The 21,531-nt window shown below is 70.7% G+C and carries 14 protein-coding genes; 8 read left to right on the top strand and 6 right to left on the bottom strand.

Going from position 1 to position 21,531, the window contains the following annotated elements; translation table 11 throughout:
* The first annotated feature begins 12 nt into the window (after positions 1 to 12).
* Positions 13 to 1,578 carry a mucoidy inhibitor MuiA family protein gene (locus NR798_RS41255; RefSeq protein WP_375768078.1) on the top strand — a complete coding sequence of 522 codons (1,566 nt, stop codon included), beginning with the start codon at positions 13 to 15 and terminating at the stop codon, positions 1,576 to 1,578.
* A gap of 44 nt (positions 1,579 to 1,622) precedes the next feature.
* Here the strand turns inward: NR798_RS41255 and NR798_RS41250 are convergent, their stop codons facing one another.
* The gene (locus NR798_RS41250; RefSeq protein WP_375768077.1) at positions 1,623 to 2,351 is read right to left on the bottom strand and encodes an Imm52 family immunity protein; all 729 of its coding nucleotides are present in this window, start codon (positions 2,349 to 2,351) and stop codon (positions 1,623 to 1,625) included.
* A gap of 21 nt (positions 2,352 to 2,372) precedes the next feature.
* A complete protein-coding gene (locus tag NR798_RS41245; protein WP_375768076.1) occupies positions 2,373 to 3,935 on the bottom strand; it encodes a Tox-REase-5 domain-containing protein in 1,563 nt (520 codons plus the stop codon).
* A 559-nt stretch (positions 3,936 to 4,494) separates the two neighbouring features.
* Here NR798_RS41245 and NR798_RS41240 point away from each other — a divergent pair.
* Positions 4,495 to 6,045: a Do family serine endopeptidase gene (locus NR798_RS41240; RefSeq protein ID WP_375768075.1), complete on the top strand. Its 1,551-nt coding sequence runs from the start codon at positions 4,495 to 4,497 to the stop codon at positions 6,043 to 6,045.
* A gap of 72 nt (positions 6,046 to 6,117) precedes the next feature.
* Here NR798_RS41240 and NR798_RS41235 read toward each other — a convergent pair whose 3' ends face one another.
* Complete coding sequence (locus NR798_RS41235; protein WP_375768074.1) at positions 6,118 to 6,609, bottom strand: YchJ family protein; 492 nt, start codon at positions 6,607 to 6,609, stop codon at positions 6,118 to 6,120.
* A 79-nt stretch (positions 6,610 to 6,688) separates the two neighbouring features.
* On the opposite strand from NR798_RS41235, the gene NR798_RS41230 reads away from it, so the two are divergent.
* The 6 genes from NR798_RS41230 (at position 6,689) to NR798_RS41205 (ending at position 15,181) form a co-directional block, all read left to right on the top strand.
* Positions 6,689 to 7,582 carry an undecaprenyl-diphosphate phosphatase gene (locus NR798_RS41230; protein WP_375768073.1) on the top strand — a complete coding sequence of 298 codons (894 nt, stop codon included), beginning with the start codon at positions 6,689 to 6,691 and terminating at the stop codon, positions 7,580 to 7,582.
* 2 nt (positions 7,583 to 7,584) lie between these two features.
* Positions 7,585 to 8,184 (top strand): CoA pyrophosphatase, encoded by a 600-nt coding sequence (locus NR798_RS41225; RefSeq protein ID WP_375768072.1) that lies wholly within the window; start codon positions 7,585 to 7,587, stop codon positions 8,182 to 8,184.
* A 311-nt stretch (positions 8,185 to 8,495) separates the two neighbouring features.
* The gene (locus NR798_RS41220) at positions 8,496 to 8,873 is read left to right on the top strand and encodes a response regulator (RefSeq protein WP_375768071.1); all 378 of its coding nucleotides are present in this window, start codon (positions 8,496 to 8,498) and stop codon (positions 8,871 to 8,873) included.
* Between the two features lie 20 nt (positions 8,874 to 8,893).
* Positions 8,894 to 10,261, top strand: coding sequence for a sensor histidine kinase (locus tag NR798_RS41215; protein WP_375768070.1), 1,368 nt, complete (start codon positions 8,894 to 8,896; stop codon positions 10,259 to 10,261).
* A gap of 166 nt (positions 10,262 to 10,427) precedes the next feature.
* Entirely contained in the window at positions 10,428 to 13,706 is a 3,279-nt protein-coding gene (locus NR798_RS41210) for a kelch repeat-containing protein (RefSeq protein WP_375768069.1), read from the top strand.
* 227 nt (positions 13,707 to 13,933) lie between these two features.
* Positions 13,934 to 15,181 carry a hypothetical protein gene (locus NR798_RS41205; RefSeq protein WP_375768068.1) on the top strand — a complete coding sequence of 416 codons (1,248 nt, stop codon included), beginning with the start codon at positions 13,934 to 13,936 and terminating at the stop codon, positions 15,179 to 15,181.
* 13 nt (positions 15,182 to 15,194) lie between these two features.
* Here NR798_RS41205 and NR798_RS41200 read toward each other — a convergent pair whose 3' ends face one another.
* The 3 genes from NR798_RS41200 to NR798_RS41190 form a co-directional block, all read right to left on the bottom strand.
* Entirely contained in the window at positions 15,195 to 16,997 is a 1,803-nt protein-coding gene (locus tag NR798_RS41200; protein ID WP_375768067.1) for a protein kinase, read from the bottom strand.
* Between the two features lie 268 nt (positions 16,998 to 17,265).
* Positions 17,266 to 18,690 carry an MBOAT family O-acyltransferase gene (locus tag NR798_RS41195; protein WP_375768066.1) on the bottom strand — a complete coding sequence of 475 codons (1,425 nt, stop codon included), beginning with the start codon at positions 18,688 to 18,690 and terminating at the stop codon, positions 17,266 to 17,268.
* A 1-nt stretch (position 18,691) separates the two neighbouring features.
* Positions 18,692 to 21,406, bottom strand: a complete 2,715-nt coding sequence (locus NR798_RS41190) for a GDSL-type esterase/lipase family protein (RefSeq protein ID WP_375768065.1) — start codon at positions 21,404 to 21,406, stop codon at positions 18,692 to 18,694.
* Positions 21,407 to 21,531 lie beyond the last annotated feature (125 nt).

Here is a 21,531-nt window from a genome sequence, read left to right as displayed (position 1 = left end):
CGAGGAGCCACCATGCATACCCTGCCCTTGATGATGCTGGCGCTCGCCGCCCCCGCGAAGGTGTCCTCCGTCGTCGTCTACCCGGACCGCGCCCTGGTGACGCGGGTGGAGACGGTGGCGTGCACCGGCCGCGCGCTCGCCGTCTTCGAGTCCGTGCCCCCCGCCGCCGACCCCTCCAGCTTCCGGGCCCGCTCCGAGGACGCCACCGTGGAGAGCCTCGTGGCCGAGGAGCGCACGCGCCAGGAGGAGTTCAGCCCGGAGCTCCAAGCGCTGCGCAAGAAGCGCGAGACGCTGGAGCGCGAGATGGCGGAGCTGGTGGACGCCCGCGCACGCGGCCAGGCGCTGCAACAGCTCGGGGAGAGCCTCACCGAGGTGACGGTGAAGCGGGTGGCGCGCGAGCTGACCGAGCCCAGGCCGGACGCGCGTGCGTGGACCCAGGCCTTCGACACCGCGCTGGACGCCCGGCTGCGCGCCGCCGCCGAGGTGTCGTCCCGGGCCGCCCGCATGCGCGAGGTGCAGCGGGAGTTGGACGCGCTGCGCGCCCGGGAGTCCTTCCTCTCCGCCTCGGCCATGCGCATGGAGCGGCGGGTGGAGGTGCGGCTGGCCTGCCCCTCCGAGGACCGCGCCCGTGTGGAGCTGCAGTACGTGGTGGGCGGCGCGGGCTGGACTCCCTCCTACGAGGCGCGCGCCGACGAGGGCTCGGGCCAGGTGGAGCTTTCCACCTTCGCCACGGTGAGCCAGTCCACTGGCGAGGATTGGAGCGGGGTGCGGCTGGCGCTCTCCTCCGCCCGGCCCCGCGACAACGCGACGCCGCCGGAGCAGACGCCCGTGTTGCTCAATGCCTGGGAGCGCCGCGTCGAGCGCAAGGTGCTGGTCCGCCGCGACGAGGTGCAGCAGCACGCCCAGGCCGGAGGGCAGACGCCGGCGGAGACGGAGGGCTCGCTGAGCGCGGCCTCTCAGGGCATCTCCGTGCAGCTGCTGGTGCCCGAGCTGGCCCAGGTGCCCGGGGAGGGCACGGCCGTGCGGCTGCGCGTGGCGCGCACGAAGCTGAAGTCCTCCTTCGTCTGGCGCACCGTGCCCAAGCTGCACCCGGTGGTGTTCCGCGTGGCGAGCCTCGTCAACGGCGCGCCCTTCCCGCTGCTGCCGGGCCCCGTGGACATGTTCCGCGCCTCGGGCTTCATCGGCCGCCAGCCGCTGGAGCTGGTGCCCCAGGGCGGCGCCTTCCAGCTCACCTTCGGCATCGAGGAGTCCCTGCGCGTGGAGCGCGTGGTGGTGCAGGAGATCGCCCGCGACGAGGGCCTCTTCGGCGGCCGGCGACGCTTCCACTACGCCTACCGGTTCAACCTCGCCAACTACCGCCCGCGTCCCGAGGTGGTGGAGGTGGCCGAGCACATCCCCGTCTCCGAGCTCGATGACGTGACGGTGGAGCTCGACAAGAAGACGACGCCCGGCCACGCCGTGGAGGCCATGGATGGCATCGTCACCTGGCGGCTGACGCTCGCGCCCGCCGAGCAGCGCGCCGTGGACCTCGCCTTCCACGTGGACGTGCCCTCCAGCTACGACATGCAGGGGATGTAGGCGGCGGGGACAACCTCGGAGGAGCCGGCCTCCCCTGAAGCCACTCAGCCGTGCGGAGCCGGGGGGCTGGGGATGAGATCCCTCACCAGTCCCGCCCGGTCAAGCAAGTCGCGCACCTGGTCGGCCAGGGCGACGTGGGCCGGGTCATGCCCGTTGAATCGCTCGGGCGTGAGGATGATGAGCGTGCCCTTGTCCTCCACCGGCTCGACGCGCACGGGCTCGGGCAGCGGCGGTACCTCGCCCATCCGGCGTGAGAAGTACATCAGCCAGCCTGTGTAGGGCTTGCCCACGGGATGCTCCCGCATCCGCTGATAGGCGTTCGCGAAGACGACGCCACAATCAGGCTCCCAGGCCAGTACCATGGCGCGGATGATGTCGGCCAGGACGGGCACGGTGAGCACGCGCTCCAAACCTGCCTCTTCCCTGGGCAGGTCGAGCACGCAGTTGTTCAAGGCCCCCACGGCGTCGTAACCACAGGTGAACCTGAGCGAGCCACCCCGCTCATTCTCCGCATGTCCCGTCCAGGCTCCGAAGAGGAAACCAACCTGCGCGATCCTGTAGCCCCTCCTCTTGAAGAAGCGTGCGAAGGTTTCGGCGGTGGGTTCGAATTGAAGTTGAAGCGCCTTCTTTCGAGAGTCCGCTTTTTCGAACCAACGTGTGTAGATGGGGTCGCACTGTGACAGAAGGCGGAAGAAGGTCTCGGCTCGCCGGGCGCACTCCTCGGCGGACTCCACGCGGCATCCCCAATAAACAGCGGCATCGTAGGTGTCCATCGTGCGAGACATGTCCTCCGGCTACGGCGGCGTGTAGACCACGTCAATGCCCGTGACGCCTTCCTTCTGGAACACCCCCTTGAGGATGTCCACCATCCTGGGCTCCGCTACGTGCCAGCGGATGGGCATGCCGTTGGCCACCCGGCGCTGCCGTTTGGCCTGCCTGGCGAGTTTATCGGCCCCTCTGAAGTACCCCTTTGCCTTGAGCTCCACGTCGAAGTGTCTGTCGTAGCCCAGGCCCTTGGTTTCCTGGAGGAAGCCCCCGTCGAAGCCATCGAAGTCGGCCTTCTCGCCATTGCGCCACACGCGGTACACCCAGCCCGCGGGCGCCTGGGTCACCTTGTGCTGGAAGGCGCGTGAGCGCGGCGACATCCGCTCGTTCTTGGGCACCCACTGGCCCGGCCCGCCCACCGGCGGCACCCAGCCGCCACCTCCGCCCGCGCCCGAGCCCACCTTGGCCAGGTGCAGGCCCCAGGCGACGCTCAGCCCCTGGCCCGCCACGGCCACGGCCCGCCCGGGCACCGCCACCAGCCGCAGCACCAGCTCGCCCTCGCGCGTCAGCGTCAGCACGGGCACCGACAGCCGGCCGAGCTTCTCGCCCCACCCCACCGACTTCACCGCCCCCGCCCCCGAGGTGCCCACCGTCAGCAGCGCGTTGGCCATCAGCCGCGACACCGTGCGCACCTGCTCGCCCCGGGGCTTCTGGCGCAACGCCTCCCAGTACTCGGGGGCATTCTGGAGGAGTACGCGCGCCACCCCCGGCAGTTGGGCGATTCCCTCCAGCGTCTCACCCGGTTTGAAGACGAGCCGGTAGAGGCCCTCCACCGTATCCCCCAGCGCCAGCCCCACCCCGTCCAGCGCTGGCAGCACCACGCCGTCATCCGGCACGTAGGGACCCAACGGCTCCGCGCCCGGAGGCACCTCCAGCCCCGTGTCCACCGGCCACAGCTGCCCGTCCTCCACCGCGTAGAAAGGGCCCACCTCGTAGCGGCCCGCGCGCAGCGTGCCGTCCTCGGCCAGCCGCACCTCTCCGGCCCGCTGCACCGCCTCGCCCGTCACCACCTCCACCACGTAGCCGTCCGGCCGCACCACCCGCAGCCGGTGGAAGCGGTCCATGCGCGCGTGCAATTGCTCGCGTGTCACCGGCCCCGCCCCTGTGGCCACCTCCAGCAGCAGGTGCGCCGCCATGCGCTGGCGGGGAAACTCCCCAAGCCCCGCCTCCGCCTCCACCAGGTGCCCCAGCAGTCGCACCGCCTGCTCGGGCGACAGGGTGCGCCCGTCCCCGGGCAGCACCTCGTGCGGCACGCCCACCTGCGCGAGCAGGCCCTGGAAGTGGTCCAGACTGAAGGGCACCGGCGAGGGGCGCCCGTCCCCCACGCCATCGCGCCAACCCACCGGGCCTCCGTCCCCGTCCTCCAGCGGCCTATTCGACTGCCGTCCCGGGCGGCCTCCCCGCGAGCCGGACACGTCGCCGGGTGCGTCCGCCATCGCCACCGGGACGCCGGGCTCCTCGTCGAAGTCGTCCTCCGGGTCGTCGCCCTCGTCGAGCGCGGAGGAGTCCTCTGGCGGTGTGGCGCTCCGCACGGAGCCGGCCTGGGTCCGTGACTGGCTCGCCTCCCTAGAGAAGGCCGGTGTCAGGCGGTGGGCGCGCGGGCTCCCAGACAGCCCGGCCGGAGGCGCTCCCGTGGCGCACCCGCCCAGTACCCAGGCCACCAGCAGGAGGACCGTGCTCGCGGGCCACTTCGCGTCACGACGGCAGGAGACGGCGAGCCCCGCGGACATGAGTCCTCCTGGGAGTGTGTTGGGGCGCCCAGGTTACGGCTCGCCCTGACGCACATGCGCCATGTCTCGTGACCTGGAGCCATCTGATGGGTTTGGCGCGACGGTGGGGGCAGGGCCCGCCCAGGTGTAGACGTCTACACCTGAGTGGGTGGGTGTATGTGTGTGGGTGTACCCGCCCAGGTGTAGACGTCTACACCTGAAGCCCGTCCGGAGCGGATGTTCAACCTGAAGGCGGTCCGCTCCTCGCGCGTGGTGGGGGGAGGAGGCGGGCGAGGGTCCCCCGTCCCGTCCGCTGCCTCCTGACGTGTAGTTGTCAGTCGGCGGGGGGTCCTCATCTTCCCACGAGGGAGGATGCCCCTTGATGAAGTACGCCCGCTCGGCCTTCTGGCAGCAGTTCATCCTGTTCAATGCCCTCATGCTCGTGGTCGTCACCGGGTGTGAGGCACGTACCCGGGAGCCGGCGCCCGCGCGGCCCGCCGCACAGCAACCCGAAGCCCGCGCTCCGGCCCCCGAGGACATGGCACCGGGCACAGGAGCCACCGGCCAGGCCCAGCAGGGGCAACCGCCCCAGCCGGCTCCAGCGGTGGGCGGGTCGGGTCCCGCGCAGTCCATCGCGGATCTGGTCGAGGCCGTGAATGACACGGTCGTCAACGTGCAGGTCCAGGCGCGCGCCCCCGCCATGGAGGGCATGCCGGGCGATCTCTTCGAGCGCTTCTTCGGAGGCCCCGGCGGTCCGGGCATGCCTCCCGGTGGCAGCCCCGAGGAGCGCATCCAGCAGGGCGAGGGCTCGGGCTTCATCATCGACTCCAACGGCCTCATCCTCACCAACAACCACGTGGTGGAGAACGCCATCGACATCCGCATCCGTCTCAACGATGGCCGCGAGTTCGACGCCAAGGTGCTCGGGAGGGATCCGCTCACCGACCTGGCCCTCCTCAAGCTGCAGGGCAACGTCCACAACCTGCCGGTGGCCCGGCTCGGCAACTCGGACGACATCCGCGTGGGAGATGGGGTGGTGGCCATCGGCAATCCGTTCGGCCTCACCTCCAGCGTCAGCGCCGGCATCCTCTCGGCCCGCGCGCGCGACATCCAGGCCGGCCCCTACGACAACTTCCTGCAGACGGACGCCGCCATCAACCCGGGCAACTCGGGCGGGCCGCTCTTCAACATGCGCGGCGAGGTCATCGGCATCAACACCGCCATCGTCGGCGGCGGCACGGGCATCGGCTTCGCCGTGCCCTCCAACATGGCCAAGGCGCTCCTGCCGCAGTTGCAGAAGGGGAAGATCCGCCGCGGCTGGCTGGGCGTGTCGGTGCAGGACCTGACGCCGGAGCTGGCCCAGGCACTCAACGTCCCGGCGCGCAAGGGCGCCATCGTCACCGGCGTGCAGGAGGACACTCCCTCCGCCAGGGCCGGGCTCAAGCAGGATGACGTCATCACCGCCATCAACGGCACGCCCGTCGAGTCCTCGCGCGGCCTCACCCGGGACATCGGCTTCCGCCCGCCCGAGGAGACCGTGAAGCTCACCGTCTTCCGCAACGGCAAGCAGCAGGAGGTGCAGGTGAAGCTCGGCGAGCGCCCGGACCTCGAGGGCAACGGCGCCGCCCCTGAGGAGGGCCGCGAGGAGGACACCGGCCGCAAGCTGGGCCTGCGCCTCCAGGACGTGGACCCGCGCATGGCCCCGGGCGTCCGTCAGGGCGCGATGATCGTCGCCGTGGACCCCGGCTCGCCCGCGGACCGCGCCGGCCTCCAGCCCGGCATGGTCGTCGTCGAGGCCGGCGGCAAGCAGGTGCGCAACCCGCGCGAGTTCGCCCAGGTCGTCCGCGCCCAGAAGCCCGGCGCCGTGCTGCTCCTGCGCATCCAGGTGGGGGACAATCGCCTGCTGCGCGCCCTCACGATTCCCGCGGAGTGAAGACCCTCACCCCGGCCCTCTCCCAGAGGGAGAGGGAGTTGACTCGGGCTCAACCCAGGGGGCGTGGCACCCTCACCCCGACCCTCTCCCGGTGGGAGAGGGGAAATTTCCCAGGGTGAGGGTCTCGGGAGACTGGTGTAGCTCGCTCGCCGGCATCCCGTCTCCCGACAGGTAGCGCCACCCTGTCCCATCGTGACGGAACTCCGACCGCTCCACGAACGAGCGGTCCTTCCCCTTCTCGAAGATGCGCGCGTAGAAGAGCACCACCGCCTTCCCCGTCTCGTCCGGCGCCTGGCGGTCCAGCACGTGCAACCTCGGGTACTTGTGCGCGCTGCACACCGCTCGCAGCTCGCGCAGCAGCTCCTCCTTCGGCCTTGCCCGGTCCGGGTGCTCCGGGTGCAGCGTGCGCCACAGGTACTCCACCTCGCGCAACGCGAAGGCGCTGTAGCGCGAGCGCATCAGGGCCTCGGCGTCCGGCGCCTCCGCCTCGCCTCGATGGTAGCGGGCACAACACTCGCGGTAGCGCAGGCCGGAGGTGCAGGGACAGGGTGGGGCAGGGGGCATGGACGTTCCCGGACGACAGGGCGATGCGAAGGCCCTTGCTGCCCCGCAGGGTAGCGCATACATCCACTTCCCCACACGTATGAGTCTCCTTCAAGCCATCGTCCTCGGGCTGGTCCAGGGGCTGACCGAGTTCCTCCCCATCAGCTCCACCGCGCACCTGCGCATCGTCCCGGAGCTCTTCGGCTGGCCGGATCCGGGCGCCGCCTACTCCGCCGTCATCCAGCTGGGCACGGTGGCCGCCGTCCTCATCTACTTCCGCAAGGATCTGGTCACCCTCACCAAGGCCTTCTTCCAGGGCCTCGCGCGGCGCCAGCCCTTCGCCACCACCGACTCGCGCTTGGCCTGGTTCGTCCTCATCGGCACCCTGCCCATCGGCATCTGCGGGCTCGCCTTCAAGAAGACCATCGAGGGCTCCCTCCGCTCGCTCTACGTCATCTCCGGCAGCCTCATCGTCCTGGCCCTCATCCTCTTCGTCGTCGAGCGCATGGCCTCCCACAAGCGCACCCTGGACGACATGCGCTGGCGCGATGGCCTCATCGTCGGGCTGTGGCAGGCGCTGGCCCTCATCCCCGGCTCCTCGCGCTCGGGCACCACCATCACCGGTGCCCTGTCGCTGGGGCTGCGGCGCGAGGATGCGGCGCGTTATTCCTTCCTGCTCTCCATCCCCGCCACCTCGCTGGCCGGCATCTTCGAGCTCAAGCACCTGCTGGAGGCCACCGAGCGGCCCTCGACGGTGGCCCTGGTGACGGGCACCCTGGTGGCCTTCGCCTCGGGATGGGCCGCCATCGCCTGGCTGTTGAGCTACCTGCGCAAGCACTCCACCGTCATCTTCATCGTCTACCGGGTGGTGCTCGGCGTGGTGCTGCTGGTGCTGCTCAACCTGGGCCTCCTCCGCCCGCTGTCCGGCGTGGAGAACGTGGATACCGCCAACAAGCCTCTGACGGTCCCCGTGGAGAGGCAGGGAACGGACTAGCCGTGGACGCACTCTTCGACGCCCTGGAGCACCACCTGGCCACCCGGCAGCCCCGGGCCCTCCACCTGCCCGGCTTCGTGCTGCGCGAGGCCGCGGTGCTGGTGCCCCTCCTGCTGCGCGACGGCACCCCCCACGTCCTCTTCACCAAGCGTCCCACCACGCTGCGCCACCACGCCGGCCAGTACTCCTTCCCCGGGGGCTCGAGAGATCCCGAGGACGCCAGCCCCCTGCACACCGCGCTGCGCGAGACGCGCGAGGAGCTGGGCATCGACGTGTCCGGGGTGCGCGTGCTCGGCGCCCTGGACGAGGTGCCCACCCTCACCGAGTTCCGCATCCAGCCCTTCGTGGGCGTCATTCCCCACGGCCTGGAGTACCGGCCCAGCCCGGACGAGGTGGAGTTCATCCTCGAGGTGCCCCTGGAGGCCCTGCTGGACCCCGCCATCCGCCGCACCGAGCGCCGCCATGTACGTGGCGTGGAGTACGACGTGGACTTCTATACCTACGGCACCCACGTCATCTGGGGGGCCACCGGCCGCATCCTCCGGGACTTGCTGCGCCTGGCCTCCCAGCTGTCCGGCCCCGCCGCGCCCAAATCACTCTGATCTGGCGCCGGGCGGGGGGGTCTCTGTTATTCTTTCTGGAGTCTCCGCCTTTCATGGCCGGGCCAGGAATCAATGGGACCCGGAGGAGTTGCTGACGTCAGGGTTTCCCTGTCTTCGTGACCGCTGTCCCATGCCCGCCCCTTTCCCACCCCAGGCAGTGCCGTGCCTCGTCGTGAATCCGCCCGCCTGGCCGCTCGTGCGGCCGAGCGTCGTTCGAGCGTCCGTCGTCCTGTCCACGCAGTGTCCCGGCACGAGCAGCTCCCTCATCTGGTGTAGGGTGGGTGCACGTGCCGGTGTGGCTCGGAGCCCCCATGGCCAGGATTCTCATCGTCGATGATGAAGTACATGTCGTTGGAGCCCTGCGCCGCCTGCTGCGGCGCGAGGGCTTCTCCATCGAGGTGGCCCTCAACGGGCAGGAGGCCCTGGAGAAGCTGGCCACCTTCGAGGCCGACGTCGTCATCTCCGACTTCCGCATGCGGGGGATGAACGGCCTGGAGCTGCTCGGGCAGGTGCTGCAGATCGCCCCCCGGGCCGCGCGGGTGCTCATCTCGGGCCACGCGGACCTGTCGGGAGGCTCGCAGTCCGGAGTCATCTCCCACTTCATCAGCAAGCCCTGGGACGATGATCGCCTCGTGGCGGACGTGCGCGCCCTCCTGGGGGGCCAGGCTCCCGCGACCTCGGGGCCCTGAGCGGTCCGTTGCCGTCCGTCATGGAGCCCCAAGCGAAGCAGGCCGTGCTGGAGGAGGACCCGGAGCAGCTGCACCGAGGCCTCCAGCTCGTCGGGGGACTGGGCCCGGTCGTGTTCAACCTGGCGTTGTTCTGCTGGTTCTGGGGCCAGTGGTCCGTGCTGTTCGCGCTGGCGGGCGTGTGGGCGGTGCTCGGCTTCGTCAACGTGCTGCTCGTCGAGTGGGTGACGCGGTGGCGCGGGCGCGGCGTGGCGGAGTGGGTGCGGATGCTCGCCAATCTGGCGGGGAGCGTGGTGGGGGGAGTGGTGACCCACTGGCATCCGCTGGCGTGGGTGTTCGTCCCCTACAGCCTGCTGCTGTTCTCCGGGATGGACCGGTGGGTGCGCCTGCGCACGGGGGTGTACCTGGGAGGGGTGGCCGCGGCGGCGCTGCTGACGGGGGCCGAGGGGGGCGTGACGCTGGCGTTCGTGCTGATCGGCGTCTTCGGTTTCCTGGTGTCGGAGAAGCGCATCACCACGCTGCGCGGAGTGCTGGGACAGGCGCTGCGCCAGCGCGAGGAGCTGGAGCGGGCGCACCGGGCGCTGGAGCAGAGCCACGGGGAGCTGGAGGCCGCGCACCAGGAGCTGCAGCAGCTGCACCAGCGGGCGCTCGAGCAGGAGCGGCTCTCCAGCCTGGGCATGCTGGCGGCGGGCGTGGCGCATGAAATCAACAACCCGATGAGCTTCGTGACGAGCAACGTCAACTCGATGCTCCGGGACTTGCGCGACGAGCCGAACCTGTCCGAGGTGATGAAGGAGTACGTGGACGACGTGCTCCCGGCCACGCTGGACGGCATCAAGCGGGTGAACACCATCGTCGGGGACCTGCGCCGCTTCGCGCGAGGCGATCCCGAGGCCCACACCTCGTACGACCTGGACACCGAGGTGGAGACGGCGCTGCGCATCGCGCAGGGCCAGCTGAGCCATGTGCGGGTGGAGAAGGAGCTGGGGGGGGTGGGCAGGTCGGTGGGCCGCCCGCGGCAGCTCGTCCAGGTGATGGTGAACCTGCTGGTGAACGCGGGGCAGGCCACCGCGTCCGGCGGGGTGGTGCGCATCCGCACGCGCCGCGAAGAGCACCACATCCACGTGGAGGTGCGCGACACCGGCGCGGGCATGTCCGAGGAGACGAAGCGCCACCTCTTCGAGCCCTTCTTCACCACCAAGGCCTCCGGCGAGGGCACGGGGCTGGGGCTCTCCGTGGTGCACGGCATCGTGAAGTCGCACGGGGGCCGCATCGAGGTGGAGAGCGAGGAGGGCCAGGGCACCTGCTTCAAGGTCCGCCTGCCGCTGGTCCCGCCGCTCCTCCAGTACGAGCCGTCCACGGACGGTGGCATGCGGCGGCGCAAGGTCTGAGCGCGGCCCGGTCGTGCACTCCCGGGAGAGGGGTCAGCGCCGACACCGTCCGCTTGAGCTTTTCCACTCCCACTGCTTGAACTGAGTTCAGCGTTCTTGTACTTATCGGCCACCTGCCGTTTCACCGCAGGTGCGGGTCTTCTAAGACCCGCCGGAGGGGGAAAACATGAAAAAGCAGACGTGGATGACCCGCGGAGGCACGTTGGCGCTCGGATTGGCGCTGGCGGGCTGTGGTGAGGTGCGCCCGGAGACCGAGGCGCTCGCGCAGCGGACCGAGGTGGCGCTCGAGGGGCGCTGCGAGGTGAAGCCGCCCTTCACGCCCAGCTTCGAGCCGGAGCTGGAGTGGGCGTGGACGGGCAGTGCGGTGATGCCCACCCACAATCAGGTGATGATGACCCCGGCGGTGGTGGACGTGAGCGGGGATGGTGTGCCGGATGTCCTCTTCAACGCGTTCGCGGGCGGCGGGTACTCCGCCAACGGTGTTCTGCGGGCCATCAGCGGTGCCGATGGCAAGGACCTGTGGACGGTGACGGATACGCGTTACCGGGTGCGCGGCGCGTCGAGCATCGCGGCAGGCGACATCGATGGTGACGGGCTGGTGGAGATCTGCACCGTGCACGAGAGTGGCGCGGGCATCCTCTGCTTCGAGAACGACGGCACGTTCAAGTTCCGTACGTCCGAGTCGGGCAACGACTGGGGTGGCGTCTCGCTGGCGGATTTGGACGGCGATGGGACGGTGGAGCTCCTCAACGGCAACTACGTCTTCAGCAACACGGGCGTACGCAAGTGGGTGGGCTCGGATGGCTTTGGGGGAATCAGTGGTACGGGCCCCATCTCCTTCGCGGCGGACATCGATCAGGACGGCAAGCTCGAGGTCATCAACGACCGGGCCGTCTACCGTCATGACGGCACCCTCAAGTGCGCCAACACCTCCATCGGGCATGGACTGGCGGGTGTCGGCAACTTCGACAGCGACCCGTATGGGGAGATCGCCGTCGTGTGGTCCGGCAAGGTGTCCTTGCTGGATGACGACTGCCGGCTGCTGTGGACCGCCACCATCCCGGATGGGGGAGCGGGCGGTGCGCCGAACATCGCGGACTTCGACAATGATGGACAGGCGGAGATCGGCGTGGCTGGCGCAGGCCGCTACGTCGTCCTCGAGTCCAATGGTGTGATCAAGTGGTCGAGCGTCACGCGTGACTACAGCTCCAATCGCACGGGCTCCTCCACCTTTGACTTCGAGGGCGACGGCAAGGCCGAGGTGGTCTACGCCGACGAGGTCCGGTTGCGCATCTACGACGGTGCCACGGGGGCCGTGCGCTTCGAGGTGCCGCACAGCTCGGGCACCACGTACGAGAACCCGGTTGTCGTGGACGTGGATGGCGACGACAACGCCGAGATCGTGATGATTGCCAACAACTATCACGGCTTCGACAAGTTCACCGGCATCCGCGTGTTCCGCGACAAGAAGGACGGGTGGGTGAACACGCGGCGCATCTGGAACCAGCACGCCTACTCCGTCACCAACGTCAACGACGACGGCACCATCCCCGCCCACCCGGCGACCAACTGGCTGACGCCGGGCCTCAACACCTTCCGCTCCAACAGCCAGGGTGTCGGCTCCACCAGCGCCTTCGCCGCGTCGGACCTGCAGGTGGTGTCGGCGGTTGCCTCCTCGTGCGACCACGAGACGCTGGCGCTGACGCTCACGGCGCGCGTGCGCAACGATGGTGAGGCCGCCGCCTCCGCGGGCCTGAAGGTGGCCTTCTACCAGGGCAACCCGGCCTCGGGCGGCACGCTGCTGGGCGTGGCCACCGTGCCCTCCGTCATCCCCGCCGGGGGCGAGACCACCGCCTCGCTGACGCTCGCCACCGCTCCGGGTGGCTCCGCCGAGGTGTGGGCCGTGGCCGATGACGACGGCACCGGCACCGGTCGCGAGACCGAGTGCCGCGAGGACAACAACACCGCCTCCTCCAACGTGAGCCTCGTCTGCGAGCCCCTGCCGACGGGGGGATGGACGCTCACGGGCAGCATGGCCCTGCCGCGCCTGCTGCACACCGCGAACCTGCTGGACGACGGCCGAGTCCTGGTGGCCGGCGGCTTCAACACCACCTCGGAGGTGTATGACCCCACCACCGGCACCTGGTCGCGCACGGGCGATACCCTCGGCTCCCACCGTGGACACACGTCCACCAAGCTGAAGGATGGCCGGGTGCTCATCGCGGGCGGTGGCGTGTGCCCCATCACCAACGCCACTGCCGAGCTGTACGTCCCGGCGCTGGGCAAGTGGAGGCCGGCCGGCCAGCTGAACGAGCAGCGCTATCACCACGCCGCGGTCCTGCTTCCCAACGGCAAGGTGCTGGTGATGGGCGGTGGCACCAGTGAGTACGGCGGTGACGTGCTGGCCTCGGCCGAGCTGTTCGATCCGGCCACCGGCATCTGGATGTACACCGGCCGCATGGGCTCCGCGCGCCGCTACCACACGGCCACGCTGCTGCCTGACGGCAAGGTGCTCATCGCGGGCGGCAGCGATGCCAGCGGGAACCAGCTGGTCTCTGCCGAGCTGTATGACCCGGCCACCGGCTCCTTCTCGCCCGTGGGCGGCATGGGCTTCGGCCGCCGTCACCACACGGCCACGTTGCTGCCCAACGGCAAGGTGCTGGTCGCGGGGGGTGATGGGTACTCGTTCGCTCCCGCCAACACGGCCGAGTTGTACGACCCGGCCACTGGCACCTGGTCGGCCACGGGCGGCATGATGTCGCCGCGCCGCTTCCACACGGCCAACCTCATGGCGAACGGCAAGGTGCTCGTCGCGGGCGGCTACCACGAGGCCACGGGCATCCTCACCTCGTCGGAGCTGTATGACCCGGCCACCGGCGCCTGGAGCGAGACGTGGGCCATGAACGTGGACCGCTACGGGCACACGTCCACGGTGCTCGGCAACGGCACGGTGCTCGCCGTGGGCGGGACCAGCAACACCGACCAGTCCTCCGCGGAGTTTTACGGGGCTGGGTCTCGCGATTGTCCCTCCGGCGGAGCGAAGCGCCTCCTGGAGTCGGTGCACGTGCCCAGCAATGGCACGACGGTGCGCTCCGCCACCGTGCTGCTGACCGGTAGGGTGTATTGGCTGAAAGCCTCGGGGACCTATACCTACTGGCCGGGCAGCGCCCCGTATGGCACCGCGGATGCGGAGTGCTCCCATCGGCCGGCTTCCAGCTACGGCCCGGGATGGATCCTGGGTGAGGACAAGTGGCCGGGCAGCTACGGCCTCGATGTCGCGGTCGATGGGACCAATTTCATGTGGGGTACGGCATGCAACGAGATCGACCACACCTACGTGCAGCCGTACACCGGTCACGGAGATTCGGTGGGCTTCTCCATCTGGGACGACCAGTACACGGACAACTCCGGCGGTATCGACGTGGAAATCTACGAGTGCCGGTAAGGCCCGACGTCCTTTCACACGGGTCCGTGTGCGAGCGTTGAAACAGTGCGCCGGGACGGCGAGCGATCGCCGCTCCCGGTGTGCATGCGGGAGGAGGTTGGCGGAGAGTCAGCAGGGGAGGGTATGCTTGGTCGTGAGCCCTCCAAGCGTTGCCAGGGAGTCGTGACTTGGATTGAAACCCCAGGTCCAGGCAGTTTGGAGGGGGAACCGTCGAGAGGACTCACGGCATGCTCCAGGCTTCCCCCCGCGTCGCTCCCCACTCCGCTACCGGCTCGTCCTCCGACGAGCAGGGTGCCGGGTCCGGTGTACGTCAGACGCTGGATGTCCTGGCCCAGGCCGCCACCTGCTACGGCGGAGTGCTGCGGAGGATGCGCTCGCCGCGTTGGAAGCGGCTGCTGCGCGCGGACCCGGAGCCGCTGCGCGAGGCCCTGCTGCTTGAGGCGCCCCTGAGCGAGCTGCTGGCCCGTGGCGAGGGCTCCCCGGGACTGCTGCGGCAGCGGAAGCGGCTGGAGGTGCTCGCGCGCAAGCGGCTCTCCCACTTCACCCAGCAGGGGGGGGCGTCGCTGGCCGAGGTGCTCGGCCGCCTGGAGGCCCTGTTGAACGAGCCCCGGCCCCAGCCGCCCGGCGGGGACGAGCCCGTGCTGCTCGAGGGCCGGCAGGGATTGCGCCATGTGCTCTCGTGGCCCGGCACGTGGGTCTACGCGCTGCTGGCCATCACCAATCGCTACGGCCTGGAGCGCTTCGGCAGGCCCGCGCCCATGCTCTTCGCGGGCGGTGCGCTCGTCCTCTACTACTACCTGCGGTGCACGGGACGCTTCTGGCTCACCTCCAAGCGGCTGATGTGGCAGCCGCGCTTCGGCGAGCCGGTGCAGGTGTCGCTGGCGTCCATCGGCGCCCGGGGCATCTCCGCGCTGCCGGCCTGGGGCGAGGTGCGCGTCGAGGGGGACCGCAGCCTCACCGTGCGCCACGCGGGCCAGGCGGGCCTGCTCGCCTCGCTGGTGGACCTGCACCGCCAGTCACCCTTCGCTGGTGCCGTGGATGGCACGCCGCGGGTGCACGAGGTGTCGGTGCTCCCGGCCTGGCGCGCTCCGGAGACCTCGCTGTCCGCACCGCGCGCGGAGCCCGGGGTGGCGGTGCTCCGGCCCGGGTATGCCGCCTTCCTCCCGGCCGAGCGCTATGCCGAGGTCTTCCGGGGCCTCACCGGCCCGGGCGCCCGCAGGCCCGAGGCGGACGTGACGGTGGAGCTGCTCGTGGAGCACATGCGGCTGCTGTCCGAGCCCGAGTTCGACGTGCGCATGCGGCAGGCCGTGCTCGCCAGCGGGGGAGAGCTGTGGCACGCGGACGAGGTGCGCCCGGCCCCGGCCCCGGAGAGCGGGCGCGTGCGGCTGGGAGCCCGGGGCGTCGGCATGGAGTTGCTTCAGGACGCGGCCCAGGCCGAGGCCACGGATCGCATCGTGCGCCGCTGGGCGGCGTAGCCGGGGCCCTCCCTCAGAGGGGGCGCGTGGGCCAGGAGCCCGAGGGCCTGCGCGGCTCGCCCCGCAGCTTGAGCTGGAGGGTGCGGTAGCCGTTGAGCGTCTCCAGGTGGAGCGGATCCGCCTGCACGGCCTGCTCATAGGCGGCGAGCGCCTGGGCATTCTGGCCCGACTTCTCCAGCAGGCGCGCCGACAGCAGGTGCACCAGCGAGCGGGAATCGGCCCCCCGCTCCCGGGCGAGGAAGCGCTGCCGGGCCTCTTCCAACTGGGAGACGGTGAGTCCCTCGGCGAGGCAGCGGATGATGCCGGCCGCGTTGCGCCGGGCGCCGTCGTACTCCACGCGCCGCTCCAGGTTGCCCAGGACGAGCAGCGCCTGGGAGACCCGCTCGAGCTGCCGCTCCACCTGGGTGCGCTGGTCCGCCGACAGGACGCCGGAGAGCAGCGATTCGAGGGGCTGCCGCGCGAGCCGGGCCGCTTCGCGCACCCGCTCCCGGGTGGCGTCGGGCGGCAGGCCGAGCAGGGCGTAGTGGTCCCCCTGGGCGCGGTTGCGGAAGTCGCGCAGGACGTGCTCCGCCTCGGGGTTGTCGCGGACGGGCGCGGCCGGTGCCCGCGTACCGGAGAGCAGGCGGGTGAGGGTCTCGTGGAAGTCGGTGGGGACTTGCTGCAGCTCCACGCCGAAGCCGGGCTCCATGCCCCACGCCTCGGCCTGGCCCGGCATCACGTGCCGCACCACCTGGCCCGTGCAGGGCAGCTCTCCGCCGGGCAGCTCCAGCAGCAGCCTCACCCGGGTGAACAGCGGCGGCGGTGCGTCGGTGCGCAGGAAGAGTCCGCTGCGGCCCACCGTGTCGCACCCGAGCCGCCGGGGAGCCTCGCCGTCCTTCACGGAGAGCCGGGCCTGAAAGGCGGGGGGGGCGGAGCTCTTGCCCGGGCTCACGGCGGTGAGGAGCGCGGCCTTGAGCTCGGCGGCGCTGGCGTAGCGCTCCTCGGGCTGACGGGCCATCGCGCGTTGCAGCACCCGCGAGAGCGCCGGGGGCACCCGGGGGGCCAGCTCGTGCGCCGGCCGGGGCGTGACGCGCAGGTGGGCGAGGAGGATCTCCGCTGCGGTGCGCCCGCTGAAGGGCAGCTGTCCGGTGAGCAGGTGATAGCCGAGCACCCCGGCCGCGTAGAGGTCCGTGCGCGCGTCCACCGCGCCTTCTCCGCACTGCTCGGGGGCCATGTACTCGGGAGTCCCCAGCAGCACGCCGGCCTGGGTGGGCGTCTCCTCCGCCGCGTAGAGGTGCTTGGCGATGCCGAAGTCCAGCAGCTTCACCCGGTGCCCGCCGTCCTCGCGCGGGAGGACGAAGATGTTGGCCGGCTTGAGATCCCGGTGGATGACGCCCTGCGCATGCGCGGCCCCGAGCGCGTCACACACCTGCGCGAGCAGCTCCACCGCCACTGCCGGCTCCGGCCGCTCGCGGGCGAAGGAGGCCAGCGTCACGCCCTCCAGGTGCTCCATGACGAGGTAGGGCCGGCCCTCGAACGTGTCGAGATCGAAGACGAGCACCACGTTCTCGTGCTGGATGCGGCTGGCCGCGCGGGCCTCGGCGAGGAAGCGCGCCACCAGCTTCGAGTCCTGCGCGAGGTGGGCGTGGAGCACCTTCACGGCCACCCGCTTCTGGATGAGGCCATGCTCGGCGAGGTAGACGCACCCCATGCCGCCCCGGCCCAGCGGGCGCACCACCCGGAAGCTGCCGAGCCGCTGGCCGATCAGGTTGTCCTCGCGGGGGGCGGACCAGGCCTGCGAGGGCAGCGTCCTGCCTGGCGTTCCCCGTTCCCTCACGAGCGTGGGGCACTCCCCGGGCTCGAGGTGCGGCGGATGACAGGGACAGGTCAGCGCGAGGGCGGATTTCATCGGCGAGGAGCCTGGCTGCTAGCTCCGTGCCACGGCACCCGGCTCACCCGTACATTCCCACCCAGGAGTGCAAGGGGCTGATCTCCTTCGCCTTCTTGATGTCTCCTGCCCACCACTCCGGACCCGGCAAGGTGTCCGGTGGTCGGAAGGACTGTAAAAAAGTGGGTGGCCCGATTGTAGGAATTACAGCCGGGGCTCAGAACTGGAAGTAGACGTAGGGGCGCGTCTCGACGGACGTCAGGTGGCGCACGCCCAGGCCCACGAGCACCAGCACCATCGCGCGCACGGGCACCGGCATCCGCACGAAGAGGTCTCCGGCCTTGTGGAAGAAACTCAGCGGCGTCACGTGGCTCACCGCGGCCACCGCGAGCATCGTCCACACCAGGGTGCTCACGTTGGCCAGGCCCAGGCTGCCCTCGAAGAGGCGCAGGTACATCTCCCCCGCGTGCGCCAGGCTGGGCGAGCGGAAGACGATGCGCGTGAGCACCACCACGGTGAAGGTGGCCACCCAGCCGAGGCCCGCGCGCACCACGGCCATCTTGCCTTCCTTCGGCGGCTTGCCCGTCACCCACCACCACACGCGGATGAGGCACTCCATGGCGCCGTGTGCGAGGCCCCAGATGGCGAAGCGCCAGTCCGCCCCGTGCCACAGGCCGCCCAGGCCCATCGTAATCATGAGGTTGAGCAGCGCGCGGGGCTTGGAGACGCGGTTGCCGCCCAGCGGCCGGTAGAGGTAGTCGCGCAGCCAGTTGGACAGGCTGATGTGCCAGCGGCTCCAGAAGTCGAAGAGGTTCGTCGCCAGGTAGGGGCGGTTGAAGTTCTCCGCGAACTTGAAGCCGAAGAGCGCCGCCGTGCCGATGGCGATGTCCGAGTACGCCGAGAAGTCGAAGTAGAGCTCGAAGCTGTAGGCCACCGCCGCGACGAAGCACTCGGCGGAGGTGTAGGCCTCGGGCGAGGCGAAGACGGGGTCCACCAGGCCGCTGCCCAGCACGTCCGCGATGATGAGCTTCTTGGCCAGGCCCACCGCGATCCGGTACAGGCCGCGGCCGCCCTCGTCCACCGTCAGCGACGGCGTGTCATCGAAGCGCTCGATGAGGTGCGAGGCGCGCACGATGGGGCCGGCCACCAGGTGCGGGAAGAAGAGCAGGTAGAGCAGGTGCTCGAAGAACGTGTGCTCCTTCTGGATCTCCCCGCGGTACTGGTCCACCACGTAGCTGAGGGCCTGGAAGGTGAAGAAGGAGAGGCCCACCGGCAGCAGCAGCCCGAAGGGCTGGGTGCGCACGTGGAGGCCCAGCGGACCGAGCAGCGCCACCGCCGTCTCGCGGAACAGGTCCGCGTACTTGAAGGTGCACAGCACGCCGAGGGTGCTGACGATGGACACCGTCAGCAGGGCCTTGCGCACGCCGGGCGACTGCGAGCGCCGGAAGCCCTTGATGCACAGGTGGTTGATGCCGGTGGCCCCGAAGAAGAGCACCAGGGGCCAGGGCGTCCACATCGAATAGAAGAAGACGCTCGCCACCATCAGCACGGCCAGCCGCGGCCACTTGTGGCGGTGCAGGGCCCAGTAGAGGCTGAAGGTGACGGTGAGGAAGAAGAGGAACTGGAGGCTGTGGAAATACACGTCAGCCGCCCTCCGCGGCGAGCGCTGGCGGCTGGGTCTTGAAGACCTCGTAGGCCGCGAGCAGGTCGGAGAGGAACGAGCCCGCGAGCTTCTCGTAGCCCTCGGGCGTCAGGTGGATGCCGTCGGCATGGCCGAGCCCGTCGCGCTGCCAGCGCAGCATGCTCAGGTCCCCGCCCATGGCCGCCCGGGGAGACCAGTACGCGCAGCCCTGGGCACGCGCCATCTCGGGCAGCGCCGTCACCACGCGGGCGAGCGCGGGCGCTTCCTCCCAGCTGCCGTCCGCGCCCTGCTGCAGCCGGTCGGTAGTGCCGATGACGAGGCACTCGGCGCCGCCCGCGTCCTTGCGCAGCCGGGAGATGAGGGCGCCGTACTCGGTGCGCAGCTTCTCCGCGTCCAGGTCCTTCTGGCCACTCTCGTTGGTGCCGTACCAGAAGACGAGCAGCTGGGGCTTGCGCGAGGAGAGCTGCGCGGAGAGCGCCTGCGGGTCCACGCTGGCCAGCGTGGAGGCGGTGGAGCCCGGCAGGCCCACCGCGTCATAGGCGATGCCCTTCTGCTCCAGGTCCAACGCCGCGCCCAGCACGGTGAGCGCGCCGCCGCCCTGGTTGAGCACTTCGAGCTCGTGGGCGGGGCCGCTGACGGGGAAGGAGCGGATGCGCACCGTGGGCGTGGTGAAGGGCTCGGGCGGCGCGGGCTCGGGCGGCAGGGCGCTGCCATCCACCTTCACCTCCATGCGTCCGCTGCCAGGGCCGTCCAGCCAGTACAGCGAGAGCCGCGCGGGAGGCGTGGTGGCGGCGGTGCAGCCCTCGCAGAAGCGGATGCGCAGCGAGGCTCCGGGCGCACCCACGGCGCGGGTACCGCCGAGGCCCCAGGCCTGTCCGGGCGTGGTGGCCTGGAGCGCGTCCTCCACCGTCCACTCGCCCGTCAGCTCGCGCGAGACGCCCGCGGGCTTGAGCCGGTCCGACGGCTTGCCCGCGGAGATGAAGCCGCGCCCGGCGTCGCCGAAGCGCTGCGCCAGCGCGTTGCGCATCGCGTCCGTGAAGTAGTGCGAGGCCGTGTGCGAGGCGCCCATCTGGAGGATGCCCAGCCGCGCGTCCTCGCCCTTCTCCAGCTTGCTCAGGCGCCGGAAGGTGGCGGTGAGGGACTTGTCGGTGTTCTGCAGGCCCGAGGGCTCGGCCGCGATACGGGGCGGGCTGCTCGCGGCGTAGGCGCGCTGGATGGCCAGGTCGAAGAGGTGGCCCAACAGGTCCGAGCCCTTGGCGCGCGGGTGGATGAGGTCCTCGTTGAGCAGGCCCGAGGACAGCCAGCGGATGGCCGAGCCCTCACCGCCCATGGCCTCGAGCGCGTCCCAGTAGGCGCAGCCGCCCTCCTTGGCCACGTCGCGGAAGATGTCCGCCACCATGCGCGAGCCCCGGCGGGGAATCAGATCCCCACCCATGGTGCGCACGGCCGCGTCGATGGGAGACCAGACGAGGCACGCGGCGTCCGGCACGGACTCGCGCACCAGCTTCACCAGCTGCTCGGCCTCCTGCTTTATCTCCTCGGGCTTCGTCCAGTCGCGCGAGAGGCGGAAGGCCTCGTTGCCGCCGAACATGAGCACCACGAGCGAGGGCTTGCGCTGGCGCATCTGCGCGCGGAAGTAGGGCCGGTGGGTGCGCAGGAACACGCCCGCGTAGGCGCCCGGCAGGCCGAGGGTGTCGTACACCACGCCCGGGTTGCCGTTCTCCAGCGAGACGCCGTGCAGCTCCACCTTGCCGCGCGTCTTGAGCGTCAGCGTCTTGGCGCCCTCGGGCAGCTTCACCCGGGCGTTGGCGACCTCGGCCGGAGTCCACCGCGTCTGCACGCGCTGCAACGGCTTGCCGTCGGCGAGCACCTGCACGGAGCCGCCATTGGGCTGGGCGAGGAAGAAGATTTCGGCCGTGCGCGCATCGCCGATGTCGAAGCGCACGTCCTGGGGGCCCTTGGGGCCGCCCGCGGTGAAGGCCACGCCGGTGAAGGGCAGCCGGTCCTTCGGCGGCGAGCGGTCGATGATGCGGATGAACTCCCAGCCCTCGGAGGCCTGGCCGGCGCGCACGCCGCGGCCGGAGCGGGTGGGGCGGTCGATGTAGAGGAAGCCCTTGCCCGCCGAGCCGTGGCGCTCCTGCAGCCGCTCGCGCACCACGTCGTTGATGTGGTCCGAGGCGATGAGCGAGTCGCCCAGGTGCTCCACGCGCACGGGGAGGGTGCGGCCGCCGTAGCGCAGCGCCCGCAGGGCCTTGAAGAAGGGCTCCAACCCGCCCTCCTCGCACCCGGATGCGCCCATGCGGCGGCAGCCCGGGTCGAGGTCCACGTGCTTGGAGCCCATCTTCTCGCGCAGGGCCTCCATCCGCAGGGCCTTGGTGAGCGTGGCGGGGCCCAGGTTCGCCAGCCCCAGCGTGTCGGAGGAGTCGGCGACGGGAGCCGGCGCGGGCACGGTGCCGCCGTCGGAGGCGGTGTCGGCCTCGGCGACCTCGGTCTCCTCCGCCTCCTCCTCTGGGAGCTCGGGCACCTCGGGGGCGGGCCCCGTGTCGGGCTCGACGCCGATGGCCTTGCGCTTGGCGGCGTGGCTGGAGGTGGTGACGAGCGCAAGGAGCTGCGGCCCCACCGGCCCCTGGGCGAGGCTGGGGATGGGCCGCCACGCCTCGGGGAGCGGGGCGAGCGACAGCCCTACCGCGAGCGCCAGGGTGAGGGCGAGCGTCAAACCTGCCGATGTGTGCTTGGACTCCAACGCGCCCGGCATGAGACTGGCTTTTGGGGGCGGGGTCAAAACTCCTGCCGACGTTCGTGGGGTAGCCGGGCGAGCGAGCCCCTGGCGAGCGGCGGGCA

The sequence above is a fragment of the Archangium gephyra genome, from assembly GCF_042230915.1.
Lineage (GTDB): Bacteria > Myxococcota > Myxococcia > Myxococcales > Myxococcaceae > Archangium > Archangium gephyra_B.
This window is presented reverse-complemented; position numbering and strand designations above follow the sequence as displayed.